The organism is Clostridium sp. AF28-12, assembly GCF_003435225.1.
In the GTDB taxonomy this organism is placed as follows: Bacteria; Bacillota; Clostridia; order Lachnospirales; family Lachnospiraceae; genus Pilosibacter; species Pilosibacter fragilis.
Window position 1 is genome coordinate 68,444 of record NZ_QWGJ01000009.1, and the last position, 15,797, is coordinate 84,240.

Here is a 15,797-nt window from a genome sequence, read left to right on the forward strand (position 1 = left end):
TGTATATTTATTTATGTAGGAGAACAAGCAGAATGAATTTTGTTGAAAAAGTATTTGGTACGCACAGTGACCGGGAATTAAAGTATATTTACCCGATCGTCGATAAGATCGAAAAAATGCGTCCGACCATGCAGGCGATGTCTGATGAAGAATTAAAGGATCAGACAAGAAAATTCAAAGAGCGCCTCGCACAGGGGGAGACTCTGGATGATCTTCTGCCGGAGGCATTCGCAACCGTCAGGGAGGCAGCCAAGAGAGTTTTAAAGATGGAGCACTATCCGGTACAGCTCATCGGTGGTATCGTCCTTCACCAGGGACGTATCGCTGAGATGAAGACAGGTGAAGGTAAAACTCTTGTTTCTACCTGTCCGGCATACTTAAATGCCCTCGCCGGAAAAGGCGTTCAGATCGTAACAGTCAACGACTATCTGGCAAAACGTGATGCCGAGTGGATGGGACAGGTTCATGAGTTTCTCGGCTTAAAGGTCGGTGTGGTATTAAACTCCATGACCTCCGAGGAGAGAAAAGCCGCTTACCAGTGTGACATCACTTATGTGACAAACAACGAGCTCGGTTTCGATTACCTTCGTGACAATATGGCGATCTACAAAGAGCAGATGGTACTCCGTGATCTCGACTACTGTATCATCGATGAGGTGGACTCCGTATTGATCGATGAGGCGAGAACCCCGCTTATCATTTCCGGACAGAGTGGAAAATCCACAAAGCTCTATGAGGTTTGTGATGTTCTCGCAAAGCAGTTAGTCCGCGGTGAGGAATCCGGCGAGTTTAACAAGCTCAACGCCATCATGGGCGAGGAGATCACCGAGACCGGTGATTTCATCGTAAATGAGAAAGAGAAAGTCGTAAACCTGACAGAACAGGGTGTTAAGAAGGTCGAGGCATTCTTCCATATCGACAACCTCGCGGATGCGGAGAACCTGGAGATCCAGCACAACATTATCCTTGCACTCCGCGCCCACAACCTCATGTTCCGCGATAAGGACTATGTGGTCAAGGACGACGAGGTCCTGATCGTTGATGAGTTCACAGGACGTATCATGCCGGGCCGCCGTTACTCCGATGGTCTCCATCAGGCCATTGAGGCGAAGGAGCATGTAAACGTTAAGAGAGAGTCCAGAACCCTCGCGACGATCACATTCCAGAACTTCTTTAATAAGTATGCGAAAAAAGGCGGTATGACCGGTACAGCCCAGACGGAGGAGAAAGAGTTCCGTAATATCTACGGTATGGACGTTATCGTGATCCCGACAAACCGTCCGGTTATCCGTAAAGACTTAAATGACGCGGTATATAAGACAAAGAAAGAGAAATTCCATGCAGTTGTTGAGGAGATCGTAGAGGCCCACGAGAAAGGACAGCCGGTCCTCGTCGGTACGATCACCATCGAGACATCTGAGATGTTAAGCCAGATGTTAAAGAAGCGCGGGGTTCCGCATAAAGTCTTAAACGCAAAGTACCATGAGCTGGAGGCTGAGATCGTAGCTCAGGCCGGTATTCACGGCGCGGTGACTATCGCGACGAACATGGCAGGCCGTGGTACCGATATCAAGCTTGACGACGAGTCAAAGGCTCTCGGCGGCTTAAAGATCATTGGTACAGAGCGTCATGAGTCCAGACGTATCGATAATCAGCTCCGCGGACGTGCAGGACGTCAGGGCGATCCGGGTGAGTCCCGCTTCTATATCTCCCTTGAGGACGATCTGATGCGCCTCTTCGGTTCCGACAAGTTAATGAGCATGTTCAATGCCCTCGGCGTTCCGGAGAACGAGCAGATCGAGCACAAGATGTTATCTTCCGCGATCGAAAAAGCACAGCAGAAGATCGAGACGAACAACTATGGTATCCGTGAGAACCTCTTAAAGTACGACGAGGTCAACAACGAGCAGCGTGAGGTCGTATATGCTGAGCGCCGTCAGGTACTTGACGGTGAGAACATGCGTGAGCTGATCATGAAGATGCTCAACGATATCGTTGAGGGCGCTGTGGATATGTCCGTCAGTGACGAGCAGACTCCGGAGAACTGGGGCTTCAAGGAATTAAATGATCTTCTTCTTCCGATCATCCCGTTAAAGCCGATCGAGCTGACTGACGAGATCAGCAAGATGAGCAAGGACGAATTCAAGCACATGTTAAAAGAACTGGCAACGAAGTTCTACGAATCCAAGGAGGCAGAATTCCCGGATGCAGAGCAGGTGCGTGAGATCGAGCGTGTCGTACTCTTAAAGGTGATCGACAATAAGTGGATGTCCCATATCGACGATATGGATCAGCTCCGCGAAGGTATCGGTTTACAGGCATACGGCAACCGTGATCCACTGGTTGAGTACAAGATGAACGCTTACGAGATGTTCGACGATATGACAGCGGCGATCCGTGAAGATACGATCCGTATTCTCTGCCATATCCGTGTAGAGGAGAAGGTGGAGAGAGAGCCGGCTGCCAAGGTTACAGGTACAAACCGTGACGATTCCGCGGCGAGAGCTCCGCAGAGACGTCAGACACAGAAAATCTACCCGAATGATCCGTGTCCGTGCGGATCCGGCAAGAAATATAAACAGTGCTGCGGAAGAAAACCGTTAGCATAGGATCAATACCAATTGTTTTATGAAATGATGGTCAGCGCGGAACCTCTGCGCTGACCTTGTTAAATCATTATAAGAAAGGTAACATTCCGTATGGTCCGCACAGGGAACAGGCGGCCTTGGTGAAATGTTATTAGAAAGGACAGATTCTATGGTTGAGTTAGACCAGTTTAAATATACATTATCCACATATGAAACTCCACTGAAGGAGGTCAGGGACTCCCTGAATCTGGAAGCGAAGATCAGAAGGATCGACGAGTTGGACAAGACCATGGAGGAGCCGAGCTTCTGGGAGGATGCGGAGAAATCCACGAGACTCGTGAAGGAAGCGAAAAACCTGAAAGATACGGTCGCAGAGTACAACAAGCTCCAGAATCAGTACGAAGAGATCGGTCTGATGATCGAGATGGGGTATGAGGAAAATGATCCGGAGATCGTTCCGGAGATCCAGGAGATGCTCGACGAGTTCACATCTGAGCTCGACGCACTCCGTCTCCGCACACTTCTCACAGGGGAGTACGATAACAACAACGCGATCTTAAGACTGAATGCTGGAGCGGGCGGAACAGAGTCCTGTGACTGGTGCAGCATGTTATACCGTATGTACTGCCGCTGGGCAGAGAGAAAAGGGTACCAGGTGGAGGTACTCGACTTCCTGGACGGCGAGGAAGCCGGAATCAAGTCGGTTACGATCCAGATCAACGGAGAGAATGCGTTCGGTTACTTAAAGTCCGAGAGAGGTGTACACCGCCTTGTAAGGATCTCTCCGTTCAACGCCAACGGAAAGAGACAGACATCCTTCGTATCCTGCGATGTAATGCCGGATATCGAGGAAGACCTTGATATCGAGATCAATCCGGATGATTTAAGGATTGATACCTACCGTTCCAGCGGTGCCGGTGGACAGCACATCAACAAGACATCCTCCGCGGTCCGTATCACCCATATCCCGACTGGCGTTGTTGTACAGTGCCAGAATGAGCGTTCCCAGTTCCAGAACAAGGACAAGGCGATGCAGATGTTAAAGGCAAAGCTGTATATGTTAAAGCAGCAGGCAAACGCGGAGAAGCTCTCCGACATCCGCGGCGATATCAAAGATATCGGATGGGGAAGCCAGATCCGTTCCTATGTACTCCAGCCGTACACGATGGTAAAAGACCACCGGACCGGCTTCGAGAGCGGAAACGTAAATGCGGTGCTCGACGGCGGACTCGACGGCTTTATCAGTGCCTACCTGAAGTGGGAGAGCCTTGGACGGCCGCAGGTGAAGGGCGGACAGGACGTAGAATAGAAAGAGACGGGAATGCCGTGAGGCGGAACTGTTATCATGAAAAAAGCGTATCAAAAGATGTGATAATACATCGGTTGATACGCTTTTTCTATATGCTTCTGTATCATAGATGCCCCCGGCAGGAATATTTCATGCCGAGGGCTGGGAACGGGTATAGAAATTATAGTCGACAGGAAGAAAGCTTCATGTCTTCAAGGAATGGAGTGGTCAGCTCGCTATTAGCGATTAGTCCCTGATATAGGTTCTGTCGTTTACAATAATCGTATCATAATCTACGATCGTCAGATTACGTGAATTGGAGGAATCGCGGTATTTTGTATTGCTGACTTTAGAGAAGTTGTATATATGGGTATCTCCGTCGGTATCATAGTAGAATGCCGCAATAGAATCGCCGGCACCGAGCATAAACTCAAAGTAATCTTCTCTGTTCTCGTCGTTGATCCGGAAGGTTCCGACCATATCCTCGTTTGTGTAAACAGTATTGTCAGATGTGCTGTTATCAGCAGCGGTATTGTCGTTGGAACCGGATTCATTCTGCATATCTTTCGCAAATCTTAACTGTACGGAATTGCCGATGGTCCAGGCGCCTTCTTTGTTTACTGTATAGCCGTCCGGGGTTGTTGTATCCGCGTACATATATCCGTTTGAATCAAATGCGTAGCATTCGTAGATGCCATCTTTATTTCCATCCAGCCATTTCCACTGGGATACCGGGTAGGAGCCGTTGTCTTCCTGCCACCACCAGCCTGTGGTGTTCTGTACCCATTGTCCTGCGAAAGCAGTCATTCCCATAGAAGCAGCCATTGCTGCGGTAAGCGCGAGAGTCATAAATTTCTTTTTCATAGTGAAACCTCCTGAATTTTTTGGTTGGTTATGATTTCCTTTTGATGATCTAAGTATATCAGAGAAATGTGATTAAGCTGTGAATACTTTGTGGTGAAACCTTGAGGAATCTGTGGCGGAGGTGTGTCAGGAAGAAGAGGAAAATCAGGCAGGGAGAGGTGAAATGGTAAAGGTGCAGGAAGAGAAAATTTTGTTGACAGGAAATTGCAATATGTAGAAAAAGAAAAGGCACCTTCGCCAAGTCAGTGAAGATGCCCTCAATTGCAGATTGTAGAAGCTTATAGTAAATACTAAAAACATATTGTCAACATCTGCGGTGTATTTAGGTGGAAGGTTAATGCTTAATCGTACACTTCTCAGTGCTCCGCTCATGGCGTAAAACACCCTTACTATCTGTGCAATAATAGTAATCGTCAGCGTCTTTTATGTTCTTTTTATTTTTCTGGATCGTACCGTTTTCGTTGATAAGGTATTCCTGATCCTTGTATGTAACGGCTTGGTACTTTGTATCCTCATCAGCTGTCAGACGTAAACCGTTCATATAGATATATCCGTCTGAGATACCGGTTTCGCCGACACCTCTTGGAGAACCATTAGACTTAAAGCTGAAGGTATATGTGGAACCATCAAGGCTGATGGTAGTTGTACCTGTTTTTGCAGCGCCACTGTCGGAAAGGTATAATAATTTTTTGGTGTCGGAATCCATATTTTTGATGGTATCGATGGAATCAACTTCAGAAGAAATCTTGGTGATTTTAGAACCATCGTATGTAAGAATTCTTAATCCCGTGAGCATCTCTCCGTCCTCGTTGAATAAGTAGGATTTTCCATCGATTGTTTTAGCAACTCCAACTTCGCCGTCGGCAGTAGGAATAGTGATCTCGCCCTTGGAGTTTGCATAATACCAATGAGTCGTACCATTTTCATGGTCATTGCTGTTTAACTCTTTAGACGGAACAGCCTGGAACCAACCGGTATGAAGCTTCGGTTCCTCTTCATCACCGTAATATTTCCAAGTACCCTTGTCGCTGTTGTGTACCCAGGAATCCTGAGCAACACCTCTGTCATCGAAGGTGTATTTTACATTGCCGATGGTCTTCTCTGTGCTGACGGTCTTCTTACCGTTGGAAGCGAAGTAGAAGTGGTAAGTCGGCTCGTTATCGTCCTCGTTGTCATCGTCCTTAACGCTGATGTATACCCAGGCGTTTGTAACGAGACTTCCGTCGCCTTCCGAGTCACCGTAGTATGTAGCTGTTGCCCAGTCGGAATCATCGGAGATATTCTCACCGGCAGCTGTGATCCAGCCTGTGAGCATTCTTCCATACATATCAAACGCGAACTTCTTTCCGCCGATATCAGCGATCTTTACAGTATCGCCTGTTGTGCGGAGCGCACGTCCATTATTGTCGAAGTAGTACCAGCTTGCGTCGCCGACTTTATCGTCACCCTGCCAACTCGGGTTTTCAAGGAAACGCCAGCCGTTCTTTAACATCTGGCCGCCGTTTCTTAAGTAGTAGTAGTTTCCGTTGTCCTCAAGAAGTGTGTTGCGGACCATATATCCGTCAGAGCCGAGATAGTAAGACTCGCCGTTGTCAGATCTCCACGCGCTTGTCACGTTGTTGCCATTATTGTCAGTGTAGACCCATTCGCTGTTTACGGACTTCCAAGCAGCAAAAGAACTGAATGAAGCACCCAGAGCGAGAACTGCGGATGCGGAAAGTACTGCCAGGCAGAAATTTTTCTTTCTCATTTAATTTTCCTCCTCATAGAAATTGTAACAGCAGCCAGATCGTTGTTTTCACGGCTGCTGAAAATTCTCAAATTGTTTACATATTCTATTATACCAGAATTCCGATTTATGACAATGGTATTTTCCCTTCAACTTGTGGTAAATGTGTGGCAGGGGAATTACAAATTGTTTAAGAAAAACGTACGGATCAAACTTTATGATGAAAGTGATCGATCCGTACGTTTCGTAGCTCCTATTTTATGATTTCAGGTAATCCGACGCGTCCTTTAAGAAGCTGGCGATGATCAGCAGGATCACGAACGCTACCGGGAACGCCGCGATGATGGACACGCTCTGCAGGTTCGCCATGGAGCTGTCGGAAAATACAAGCGCCATTGGCAGCAGGATCAGCATGATCGCCCAGAAGGCCTTTACGGCGTTGTGGGGCTCCTCATCGCCTGTGATCTGGCGGTAGGTGTAGGAGGAAGCCACAAGGGCGATGGAGTCGAAGCTGGTGGCGTAGAAGGCTACCATGGCAACGATCAGAAGCACAAGGACAAGTGGCGCAAGCGGCAGTGTCTGGATGATGGAGATGATCGTTGTGTAGAGATCATTTCCGGCGGCGTAGATCGCCATCACGTCAAGTTTTCCGCTCACCTGGAGTCCGAGGCTGTAGTTTCCTAAAATAATGAAGCTCAGGCAGGTGGCGCTGACGCAGCAGGCATATCCGCCGAGGATCGTCTGCCGCACCGTTCTTCCGCGGGAGATGGATCCGATAAAGAACGGAGATGCCACGCACCACACCATCCAGTAGGCCCAGTAGAAGATCGTCCATGTCTGCGGGAAGGAAGTGGTCCGCTGCGGGTCTGTGAAGGTTGCGAGGCCGAGGAAATTCTGAGCAAGATTTCCGACAGCCGCAAAGCCTGTCTCCAGAATATACCGTGTCTCACCGCCGAGGAACAGCACATATGCGAGCAGGGCAAAGAACAGATACATGCAGGACTTTGCAAGAAGGGAGATCCCCTTCATGCCGTGGAGCAGGGCATATGTGTAGAAGACGCAGGTGACGCCTAAGATCGCGATCGTTATCCATTTGGAGGATGGAAGGTGGAACAGGGTCGTCAGTACCTGGGACATCAACGGAGTCGCCAGTGCAAATGTCGTTGTGGTTCCTGCGAGGAGCGCAAAGAGCGCCAGAAGGTCGATGAGCTTTCCGGAAATCCCATCTACCTTGTTTCCGAGCAGCGCGCGGCAGGCTTCTGAATATTTCTGCTTATGACAGCCTCTCACATGAAGCATAAAGCCGAAGGAGACGGCGAGTACCAGATAGAATGCCCACGGGATCGGACCCCAGTGGAACAGCGGGTAGGTGCTGGACCAGGTCTGCATGGAACCGAGCTCTGCGATATGCGGATCGTTCGCGTAAAGGATCCATTCACAGAAGGAGTAAAACAGGATATCGGCTGCGAGTCCGGAGGTGAACATCATGCTCGCCCAGACGAAGAGGGGATATTTTGGCTTTTCATCCGGTTTCCCGAGGCGGATCGTACCGAATCTGGAAAATGCCAGATACAGGGATAGCAGGAAGACAAAGAGACCGACGGCAAGATAGAACAGGCCGAAGGTATCGCCAAGGATAAAACGGATCGTGTCGAGAACGCTCTTTGATGCATCCGGCATCAGGATGAAGCAGACACAGAGCGCCAGGATTGCAAGAAACGGTACGATCACAGTGACCCAGTCGATCCGGTCTTTTAATGGTGTTTCGGAATTTTTGGAACTCATAATTTGAAACCTCCTACGATGTTCAAAAATTAAATATTTATCAAGATATTGAACATTATAGCACTGTAGGAGGGAGAATGCAAGGGGAAATGATACGATTCTGCCACGGCCACTGTATTATACAACCCTTTCAGTTCAGAATTTGCCCGCCTCCCTGCACGGGAACAAGGACCCGGCGTCAGTTCGGATCATGGGAGAATGGAATGTTTGCGTTTTTCCCTGCGATTCGGATAAAATTGATCGTCAGGAATGTCACACAGAGTATCCAGCCGAGACCGGAAAAGAGAGCAACCGCGGTGAGCCCCATCTTTCCGATCATGATGGCGGAACAGATCGCACGGAAAATAATGTGTAGGGTTGTTCCGCAGAAGGCGATGACCATGTAACCCTGTCCTTTAAAGTATCCCATGTAAGCACTTCCTGTAAAGCAGAATATATAGAAAACAGAGATCAGTCTTATATAACTGTTTCCGTAATAGAGAGCCAGCTCGTCTGAAGAACTCAAAAACAGCCGGAGTGCAGGATTGGAACCAAAGAACATGAAAAGGGAGATCACCACACAGACCGTCCAGTTTAACATCAGCCCCCAAAATAGACTTTTTTTCACCCGGTCATGATTTCCAGCCCCAAGATTCTGGGAGACCATGACGGAGACCGCATTTCCTCCGCTGTCACCGAAGGAATTCGCGAATCCCTCAATGCGGGTCGCTGCCGTATAGGCAGCGATTCCCGGTGTTCCGAGTGTATTGACACTGCCCTGAACAAGAATCTTTCCGATATACAGGCTGGAGGCCTGAAGCGCCGAGATGAGACCGTAGCGCAGAGTGTGGATCATAAGATCCTTATGAGCACCAATATCTTCTCTGCGGCAGAGCAGTCCCGGATAAGTATCCCGCAGATACAGAAAACAGCAGATTGCGGAGAAAAACTGTGACAGGATCGTGGACGCGGTCAGAGAAGCGTGGAACTTACAGAGAATGGAAAAGAATTCGTTCCGGTCGCGGAACGCCTGTTGACACTTTACAGGGAGGCGGAGGAGATACCGAGAAGAAAGAAAAGTCCGCTTCTGCGGGTCAGCACAGTGAACAGCATTGCTTTTTATCTGATGCCGGCTGTATTGAAAGAAATGATGTCCGCTCGGGACACCTGCAGCATTGAATTTAAGACGGGGCGTTCTTCTGATATTTATGGGTATGTGGAAAATGGAAGTGTTGATGTGGCTCTGGTCTCGGATCTTTTAAATTCCAGAAGAATAGTTCCGTTCCCGGTGTTCAGGGAGCCGTTCGTGTTTGCCGGTGGTGAGAGCTGGAGAGAAACGGGGCGAGTGACTCCGGATATGCTGGATCCGGAAGAACAGATCCGGCTGCCGTGGAATCCGGAATATGATATCTGGCACAGCCGATGGTTTCCGCTGGATGCAAATCCGAGTCTCACAGCGGATAAGATGGAATTTCTGGAATACTTTCTGAATGGAAAAAAATGGGCGGTGATCCCGCTTCTTGTTGCAAGGCGATTCAAGAGACAAGACGTGTGGATCTGTCCGATGGAAGGCGGACCGGAGGACATGACGATCTATGGACTCACAAAAGAGAACCGGATGGATGATCAGATCCGAAGATTTTTTCAGTGTGTGAGAGAAGAACTGCAGATGATCGATGGGATAGAACTGTTTTCAGGAAGATAAAGAGAGATTCTGGTCGTTCAGAAAAATTTACAATTAAATTTCAGACAGGAAAAAGAGCCCGGCCACCGGAACATACCCCAGGATTCCGGTGCGGGCCCTTTTTCAAGAGTTACAATCTATGATCCCAAATTGGATCTTACAGGAAGTTCATAAATGTCGTAATAATAAGTGCATTGAAGAAATCGATGAACAGACTTCCTACTAACGGCACTACGAAGTATGCGGTCGGAGCCGGACCATACTTTGCGGTGATCGCCTGCATGTTTGCCATAGCGTTCGGTGTAGCACCCATACCAAATCCACAGAAGCCGGATGTCATAACGGCTGCGTCGTAGTTCTTTCCGAGAAGGTTGAATACTACGAAGTAAGCGAAGATTGCCATGAGAACTGTCTGTGCCGCAAGCATTACGATCATCGGAAGTGCAAGCTCTGCAAGCTGCCATAACTTTAATCCCATCATTGCGAGACCAAGGAATAAGGAAAGAGAGAAGCTTCCGATCGTGCTGATCTCTTCCATCGGCATATCTTTGTGGGTTGCGTCAACAATGTTACGGATGATAGCAGCAACAACCATTGCTCCGATGTAGCTCGGGAATGTCATTAACTTGTTAAGGAATAAAGAAACGATCGTGCCGGCACCGATTGCGATTGCAAGGTATAATGCGCTGTCCAGGAATCTTCTGGAATCGATCGCGCCGGTAACTTCGTTCTTATCAACTGTAACCTCATCACTGCCGGTAGCAGTCTCTGTGGACTTTAAGTTCAGGGAATGGATACGACGGTAAGCGAGCGGTCCGCCGATCATACAGCCGGCAACAAGACCGAAGGTTGCGGATGCGATCGCAACCGCGTTAGCGCCTGCAACACCAGCTTCCTCAAGAACCGGTCCGAATGCACCTGCGGTACCATGTCCGCCGACCATCGGGATGGAACCAACCGCAAGACCAAGTCTCGGGTCGAGATGGAAAGCACCGGCAAGTACAGCGCCAAGGCCATTCTGAAGAGCAACCATGATAATGGAAACTAACAGGAATAAGAGTACCTGAACGCCGCCCTTCTTTAAGAGACGGAAACATGCGGTGTAACCAACACTACAGAAGAATACAGTCATGAAGAAGGACTGTAAAGTGTTGTCGAAAGAGATTTCGAGGATTCCTGCGGATCTTAAAATCAGGTGAACAACTGCGTAAACAACGCCGCCGACAACCGGCTCAGGAATACAGTATTTTGTTAAGAATGGGATCTTGCTTACAAGGAAACGTCCAAGAAGCAGAACGAGAGCAGCAACTGCGACTGCCTGATACATGTTAAGTTCAATTTGTAACATAGTTTTTTATACCTCCATACCTTTTATGGTCAGAGTATAAGAATGTTCCTTCAAAAAAAATCATAAAGTTACAAAAAGTTACAAAAATTACTTAACAAAAAATTGTAAATTCTTAACAAGATTTCTACATGTAATAGTTGAAAACATGTGAAAAGTTCTGAACCCACAAAAAATACGCCGAAAAAAGATATTCCGGCGTATAGAAATTAATATGTTTTAGCGCTCTGCTTCCAGCATCAGTCCGTCAATAAACTTTTTGATGCTGACCTTCCCTCCTGAGGAGCGCTTTCCTCTGAGATAGTCCATCTCCGCCTTCACATCCTCAAAGGAGAACAGGGTTCCGGAGTACAGGGTGTAGGTCTCGTTCATGAAATCCTCGATTCCCATATGGGCGATATTGGACATTCCGGCTGCGATGGTACGGCGGATCCGCTGCTCCATATTTTTCGGGGAATCACTGACCGCCTCGCACATCTGCGACACACTTAAATTGGATACAGGAATATGATTCTCGTGAAGATATTCGCAGATCTTTATGATATCCGGACATCCTTTTTCTCCGGACATGCCGACGCGGTTTAAGATGTATTTTAATTTCCTGCCGTAGTCATCTGATTCCGGCTTCGTTCCCTTTGGCATATGGTCGATCTCGTTCATGAACATCCGGCGGATATTCGCCAGAGTGTGTTCATTTGTGATCTGCTGTTCCACATTTTTTAATACGGAACGGACCTCGATCAGGTTGATCGGCTTGCTGATAAAGAAGTCGATCCCGGCGCTGTAGGCCTTGCTGATCAGCTCCTTGGCGGACACCTGGGAGATCATAATACATTTGACCGTGGTGTTCACAGCCCGCAGCTCCTTTACAAATTCAACGCCGTCCTTTACCGGCATGAAAAAGTCGACGAGGACAACATCAGGCTTTGCCCGCAGCACGTCGGACAGGTTTGCTGGCTCTCCGCCGCAATCGCCGCAGATTTCTCCGAGTCCCTGTGTCTCGATGATGTCTTCTAAAATGTTGATGACGGACAGGTCGTCTTCTACTATATAGATTCTCATAATTCTTCCTCCACAAGGGAAGCCGCCGGAATCACAACGGTAAAGGCAGTTCCGCTGCCCTGCTCCGATCTCACTTCGATGGTTCCCTTAAACTGTTCCTCCACGGTCATTTTTACCCCATAAAGGCCGACACCGCGGAAGATATTTCCGGTCTTATGGTCAAATTTCGTTGAATATCCCATTTTAAAAATGTTCGGCAGATGGCGCGGTGAGATTCCCGGTCCGTCATCTGTGACACAGAAGATGTAGTTCCCGTTACGAAGGTGCTCTTCGATGCAGATCGTGCCGATCTTCCGGTCGGATTCGATGGCCTCAATGGCATTGTTGACAAGATTTTTTAACACGGCCATGAGTTCGTAGTGCTCCTCGGTCATAAAGTTGTCCGAGCATCGGAACTCCAGCTGGATATGGACATTTTTCGCCTCCAGCATATGGTAGGTGGTGTCTTCAAGGATCTTTAAGATATCCTGAAAGCTCATCCGTTTCTCATCGTATTCCTCGGAGATCTCCTCCTCAATTCCCTGAATGATCCGGATATAGTCTTTCTTGATCTCGTGGACATCCCGCGCGATGGAGAGTGACATGTGCTTCATATCATCCGGCACGTCCATCTCGTTTAACTTCTCGTAGAGCTTATAGGCGTTCGCCATGACGGATTCGATCTCCTCGGAATTCTTCCGCATGAAGTAGATCTCATTCTTTAAGCCTGTAGTCATTAAGAACAGGCGGCGGTAACGGTTCTCGTGCTCTTCGTTTTTTAAAAGAGTCCGGTAGTGACTTTCCGCCATTAAGATCAGGCTTGTGAGGAAAGTCCGGAACAGGGCGATCAGGAGAAGGTATCCGGCCTTTTCCGGTGTCATAGTGTGGAGTGAGCTCTCTGAGATACAGAGTTCCACCAGATTCGATCCAAAATCTGCAAAAAAGACCGCCGGAAATAACCGGCTGAAGGACACGGTATGTTTTCCGGGGATCATGGCGTTAAAGATGATCCCGTAGCAGAAATAGAAGACCGCGTTTGGAAATAAATTTTCCGCGGATGTTATGAGATCAGCACCGCCGTTTACCGCTGCAATCAGTCGGAACAGAAAAACGATCACTGCAGTTACCGAACAGGTCATCGTCGTGGAAAGATTTTTTCCCAGCGTCATTAAGAGGACCGGGAGCACGATAACGGAAGAAGAGATACGGAAATTATATACAAAAAGATTCCAGTAGAGCTGGGATACGAGGGCGACGATCGCTCCGATCAGAACCATGCGTTTCAGATCCCTGACGCTCTTATTTTCATTTATCATTCGGTATCCCCCTCTGTGGCTGTTCGATAAAAATCAATAATATAATGATACGTTATTGTTAAAAAAAAGTCAACGGAGCGAGGGTTAAGATATTTTTGTAAGAAGGCTCAAAATTGTGAGAAAAATAGGGCGAAACTTTATTTTTTGTGTTGTAAGATTTTCGGTATTCGATTATAATATAGTCATAGGGGACAGACACCGTAAGGGGTTTTCGGTGCTGTAAAAAACGAAAAAATGAGGAGGATACTGACATGAAACCATACCGCGAAATGTCAAAGGAAGAACTTGCATCTTTAAAGGAGCAGCTTGAGGCTGTGTACAAAGAGTATCAGGGAAAAAATTTAAGCCTGAATATGGCACGTGGCAAGCCATGTAAGGAGCAGCTCGACCTTTCCCTTCCGATGATGGATGTCTTAAACAGCTCCAGCGACTATATCTCCGCTGACGGCGATGTAAGAAACTATGGAATCCTGACCGGTATTCAGGAAGCAAAAGAGCTGATGGGAGCTATGATGGATGCTCCGGCTGAAAATATCGTTATGTACGGAAATGCCAGCCTGACATTGATGTTTGATACGGTAAGCCGTGCCTGGACACATGGTGTTTGCGGAAGCACTCCGTGGTGCAAACTCGACAAAGTAAAATTCCTCTGCCCGGTTCCGGGATATGACAGACACTTTGCGATCACCCAGTACTTCGGTATCGAAATGATCAATATTCCGATGACAGCTGATGGTCCGGATATGGATCTTGTTGAAAAATATGTAAATAACGATGAGACCGTAAAAGGCATCTGGTGCGTTCCGCTTTATTCGAACCCGTCCGGACAGTCTTATTCCGACGAAACAGTAAAGAGATTCGCAAACTTAAAGCCGGCAGCAAAAGACTTCAGAATCATCTGGGATAACGCTTACTGCGTACATCATTTACACCCGGATCATCCGGATCATATCCTTGATATCCTCTCCGAGTGTGCAAAAGCCGGAAATCCGGATATGGTATATAAGATCGGTTCCACAGCGAAGATCACATTCCCGGGCTCCGCTATCTCCGCAATCGCTACATCCAAGGCGAATATCGAAGATATGAAGAAACAGATGAACGTACAGTTTATCAGCCATGATAAGATCAACCAGCTCCGTCATGTGCGCTTCTTCAAGAACCTTGATGGAATCAAGGCTCAGATGGCAAAACATGCCGCGATCCTCTGCCCGAAATTCGAGGCGGTTGACGAGATCTTAAATAAGGAGCTCGCCGGACTTGAGATCGGTAAGTGGACAAAACCGAACGGAGGATATTTCGTTTCTTTCGATTCTCTTGATGGATGCGCGAAGGCGATCGTTGCAAAGTGTAAGGATGCCGGTGTTGTTATGACAGGCGCAGGTGCAACCTACCCATACGGCAAGGATCCGCATGACTCCAATATCCGTATTGCTCCGTCCTTCCCGACACTGGAAGATCTGAAGCTTGCAGCTGAGATTTTCTGTGTATGCGTAAAACTTGTAAGTATCGACAAGCTTCTTGCTGAATAAAGTGGGAAAAACGGCAGACAGGCTGCCGGAGAAATAAAAACTGAAATGATCGTAAAAAAAGAGGGACTGACAGCCGAATTACCGGCTGTCAGTCCTTTACTTTTTTGCGTTGGTATACTAAAATGAAAAAGACTATCGAGAAAGATAGAGGGATGGAATTATTTATGGAAGAAAAAGATATAAATCAGAAAAAGAAACCGGATGATCCGGCGGAGCAGGAGACAGGAAAGAGAAAGTCCGGTCTGGCCCGCGAGGGGATCGCTTACCTGATCTTCGGTGTCCTGACAACAGTGATCGACTATGCGATCTCAAATCTTCTATATTATATATGGAAGATGGATCCGGTTCCTGCTCAGACCATTGCGTGGGTGGCTGCGGTGCTGTTCGCTTTTGTGACGAATAAGTGGTGGGTGTTTGAGAGCCATACGCTGAATCCGGGGAAGGTATGGAGAGAATTTGTTCCATTTGTTCTCTGCCGGGTAGCGACCTTCCTGTTTAATCTCGCGGCACTGTTTGTTATGGTGGATCTCATGAAGATGGAGTTCTTTCTCTGCAAGCTTCTGATCTCAGTCGTGGTCGTGATACTGAATTATGTGTTTAGCAAGATCCTGATTTTTACGAATGACAAAAACAAATGACCGGATCA

At 47.8% G+C, this 15,797-nt stretch carries 12 protein-coding genes; 5 read left to right on the forward strand and 7 right to left on the reverse strand.

What is annotated here, in order from left to right:
• Positions 1-32: 32 nt before the first annotated feature.
• Both secA and prfB read left to right on the forward strand, forming a co-directional pair.
• Positions 33-2,609 (forward strand): preprotein translocase subunit SecA, encoded by a 2,577-nt coding sequence (gene secA, locus DWY93_RS09415; protein WP_117470174.1) that lies wholly within the window; start codon positions 33-35, stop codon positions 2,607-2,609.
• Between the two features lie 148 nt (positions 2,610-2,757).
• On the forward strand, positions 2,758-3,897 hold the full coding sequence (gene prfB / locus DWY93_RS09420; protein ID WP_117470224.1) for a peptide chain release factor 2: 1,140 nt from the start codon (positions 2,758-2,760) through the stop codon (positions 3,895-3,897).
• Between the two features lie 225 nt (positions 3,898-4,122).
• Here prfB and DWY93_RS09425 read toward each other — a convergent pair whose 3' ends face one another.
• From DWY93_RS09425 to DWY93_RS09440, 4 genes are all read right to left on the reverse strand, one after another.
• The gene (locus DWY93_RS09425; RefSeq protein WP_117470175.1) at positions 4,123-4,740 is read right to left on the reverse strand and encodes a hypothetical protein; all 618 of its coding nucleotides are present in this window, start codon (positions 4,738-4,740) and stop codon (positions 4,123-4,125) included.
• A 334-nt stretch (positions 4,741-5,074) separates the two neighbouring features.
• Positions 5,075-6,490: a cell wall-binding protein gene (locus tag DWY93_RS09430; protein ID WP_117470176.1), complete on the reverse strand. Its 1,416-nt coding sequence runs from the start codon at positions 6,488-6,490 to the stop codon at positions 5,075-5,077.
• Positions 6,491-6,727: 237 nt separating this feature from the next.
• Positions 6,728-8,254: a BCCT family transporter gene (locus DWY93_RS09435; RefSeq protein ID WP_117470177.1), complete on the reverse strand. Its 1,527-nt coding sequence runs from the start codon at positions 8,252-8,254 to the stop codon at positions 6,728-6,730.
• Positions 8,255-8,432: 178 nt separating this feature from the next.
• Positions 8,433-9,089, reverse strand: coding sequence for an MATE family efflux transporter (locus tag DWY93_RS09440; protein WP_117470178.1), 657 nt, complete (start codon positions 9,087-9,089; stop codon positions 8,433-8,435).
• Between the two features lie 126 nt (positions 9,090-9,215).
• Here DWY93_RS09440 and DWY93_RS09445 point away from each other — a divergent pair, with 126 nt between their 5' ends.
• The gene (locus tag DWY93_RS09445) at positions 9,216-9,938 is read left to right on the forward strand and encodes a LysR family transcriptional regulator (RefSeq protein WP_117470179.1); all 723 of its coding nucleotides are present in this window, start codon (positions 9,216-9,218) and stop codon (positions 9,936-9,938) included.
• Positions 9,939-10,074: 136 nt separating this feature from the next.
• Here the strand turns inward: DWY93_RS09445 and gltS are convergent, their stop codons facing one another.
• The 3 genes from gltS to DWY93_RS09460 all read right to left on the reverse strand — a co-directional run bounded on the left by gltS (position 10,075) and on the right by DWY93_RS09460 (position 13,619).
• Positions 10,075-11,265, reverse strand: coding sequence for a sodium/glutamate symporter (gltS, locus tag DWY93_RS09450; RefSeq protein WP_015553794.1), 1,191 nt, complete (start codon positions 11,263-11,265; stop codon positions 10,075-10,077).
• Between the two features lie 216 nt (positions 11,266-11,481).
• Positions 11,482-12,324, reverse strand: coding sequence for a response regulator (locus DWY93_RS09455; protein WP_117470180.1), 843 nt, complete (start codon positions 12,322-12,324; stop codon positions 11,482-11,484).
• On the reverse strand, positions 12,321-13,619 hold the full coding sequence (locus DWY93_RS09460; protein WP_015553792.1) for an ATP-binding protein: 1,299 nt from the start codon (positions 13,617-13,619) through the stop codon (positions 12,321-12,323). Before DWY93_RS09460 ends, DWY93_RS09455 begins: the two co-directional genes overlap by 4 nt.
• Positions 13,620-13,870: 251 nt before the next feature.
• Between DWY93_RS09460 and DWY93_RS09465 the strand changes: the two genes are divergently transcribed.
• Together DWY93_RS09465 and DWY93_RS09470 are read left to right on the forward strand one after the other, a co-directional pair.
• Positions 13,871-15,151 carry an aminotransferase class I/II-fold pyridoxal phosphate-dependent enzyme gene (locus DWY93_RS09465; protein ID WP_015553791.1) on the forward strand — a complete coding sequence of 427 codons (1,281 nt, stop codon included), beginning with the start codon at positions 13,871-13,873 and terminating at the stop codon, positions 15,149-15,151.
• A gap of 164 nt (positions 15,152-15,315) precedes the next feature.
• Positions 15,316-15,789, forward strand: coding sequence for a GtrA family protein (locus DWY93_RS09470; protein WP_181968524.1), 474 nt, complete (start codon positions 15,316-15,318; stop codon positions 15,787-15,789).
• Positions 15,790-15,797 lie beyond the last annotated feature (8 nt).

What these genes read in the sequence shown, in the direction of transcription:
- prfB (WP_117470224.1), top strand. Translation starts at nt 2,758, where the DNA reads ATGGTTGAGTTAGACCAGTTTAAATATACATTATCCACATATGAAACT.
- DWY93_RS09440 (WP_117470178.1), bottom strand. Translation starts at nt 9,089, where the DNA reads ATGATCCACACTCTGCGCTACGGTCTCATCTCGGCGCTTCAGGCCTCC.
- DWY93_RS09425 (WP_117470175.1), bottom strand. Translation starts at nt 4,740, where the DNA reads ATGAAAAAGAAATTTATGACTCTCGCGCTTACCGCAGCAATGGCTGCT.
- gltS (WP_015553794.1), bottom strand. Translation starts at nt 11,265, where the DNA reads ATGTTACAAATTGAACTTAACATGTATCAGGCAGTCGCAGTTGCTGCT.
- DWY93_RS09430 (WP_117470176.1), bottom strand. Translation starts at nt 6,490, where the DNA reads ATGAGAAAGAAAAATTTCTGCCTGGCAGTACTTTCCGCATCCGCAGTT.
- DWY93_RS09455 (WP_117470180.1), bottom strand. Translation starts at nt 12,324, where the DNA reads ATGAGAATCTATATAGTAGAAGACGACCTGTCCGTCATCAACATTTTA.
- DWY93_RS09465 (WP_015553791.1), top strand. Translation starts at nt 13,871, where the DNA reads ATGAAACCATACCGCGAAATGTCAAAGGAAGAACTTGCATCTTTAAAG.
- DWY93_RS09460 (WP_015553792.1), bottom strand. Translation starts at nt 13,619, where the DNA reads ATGATAAATGAAAATAAGAGCGTCAGGGATCTGAAACGCATGGTTCTG.
- DWY93_RS09435 (WP_117470177.1), bottom strand. Translation starts at nt 8,254, where the DNA reads ATGAGTTCCAAAAATTCCGAAACACCATTAAAAGACCGGATCGACTGG.
- secA (WP_117470174.1), top strand. Translation starts at nt 33, where the DNA reads ATGAATTTTGTTGAAAAAGTATTTGGTACGCACAGTGACCGGGAATTA.
- DWY93_RS09470 (WP_181968524.1), top strand. Translation starts at nt 15,316, where the DNA reads ATGGAAGAAAAAGATATAAATCAGAAAAAGAAACCGGATGATCCGGCG.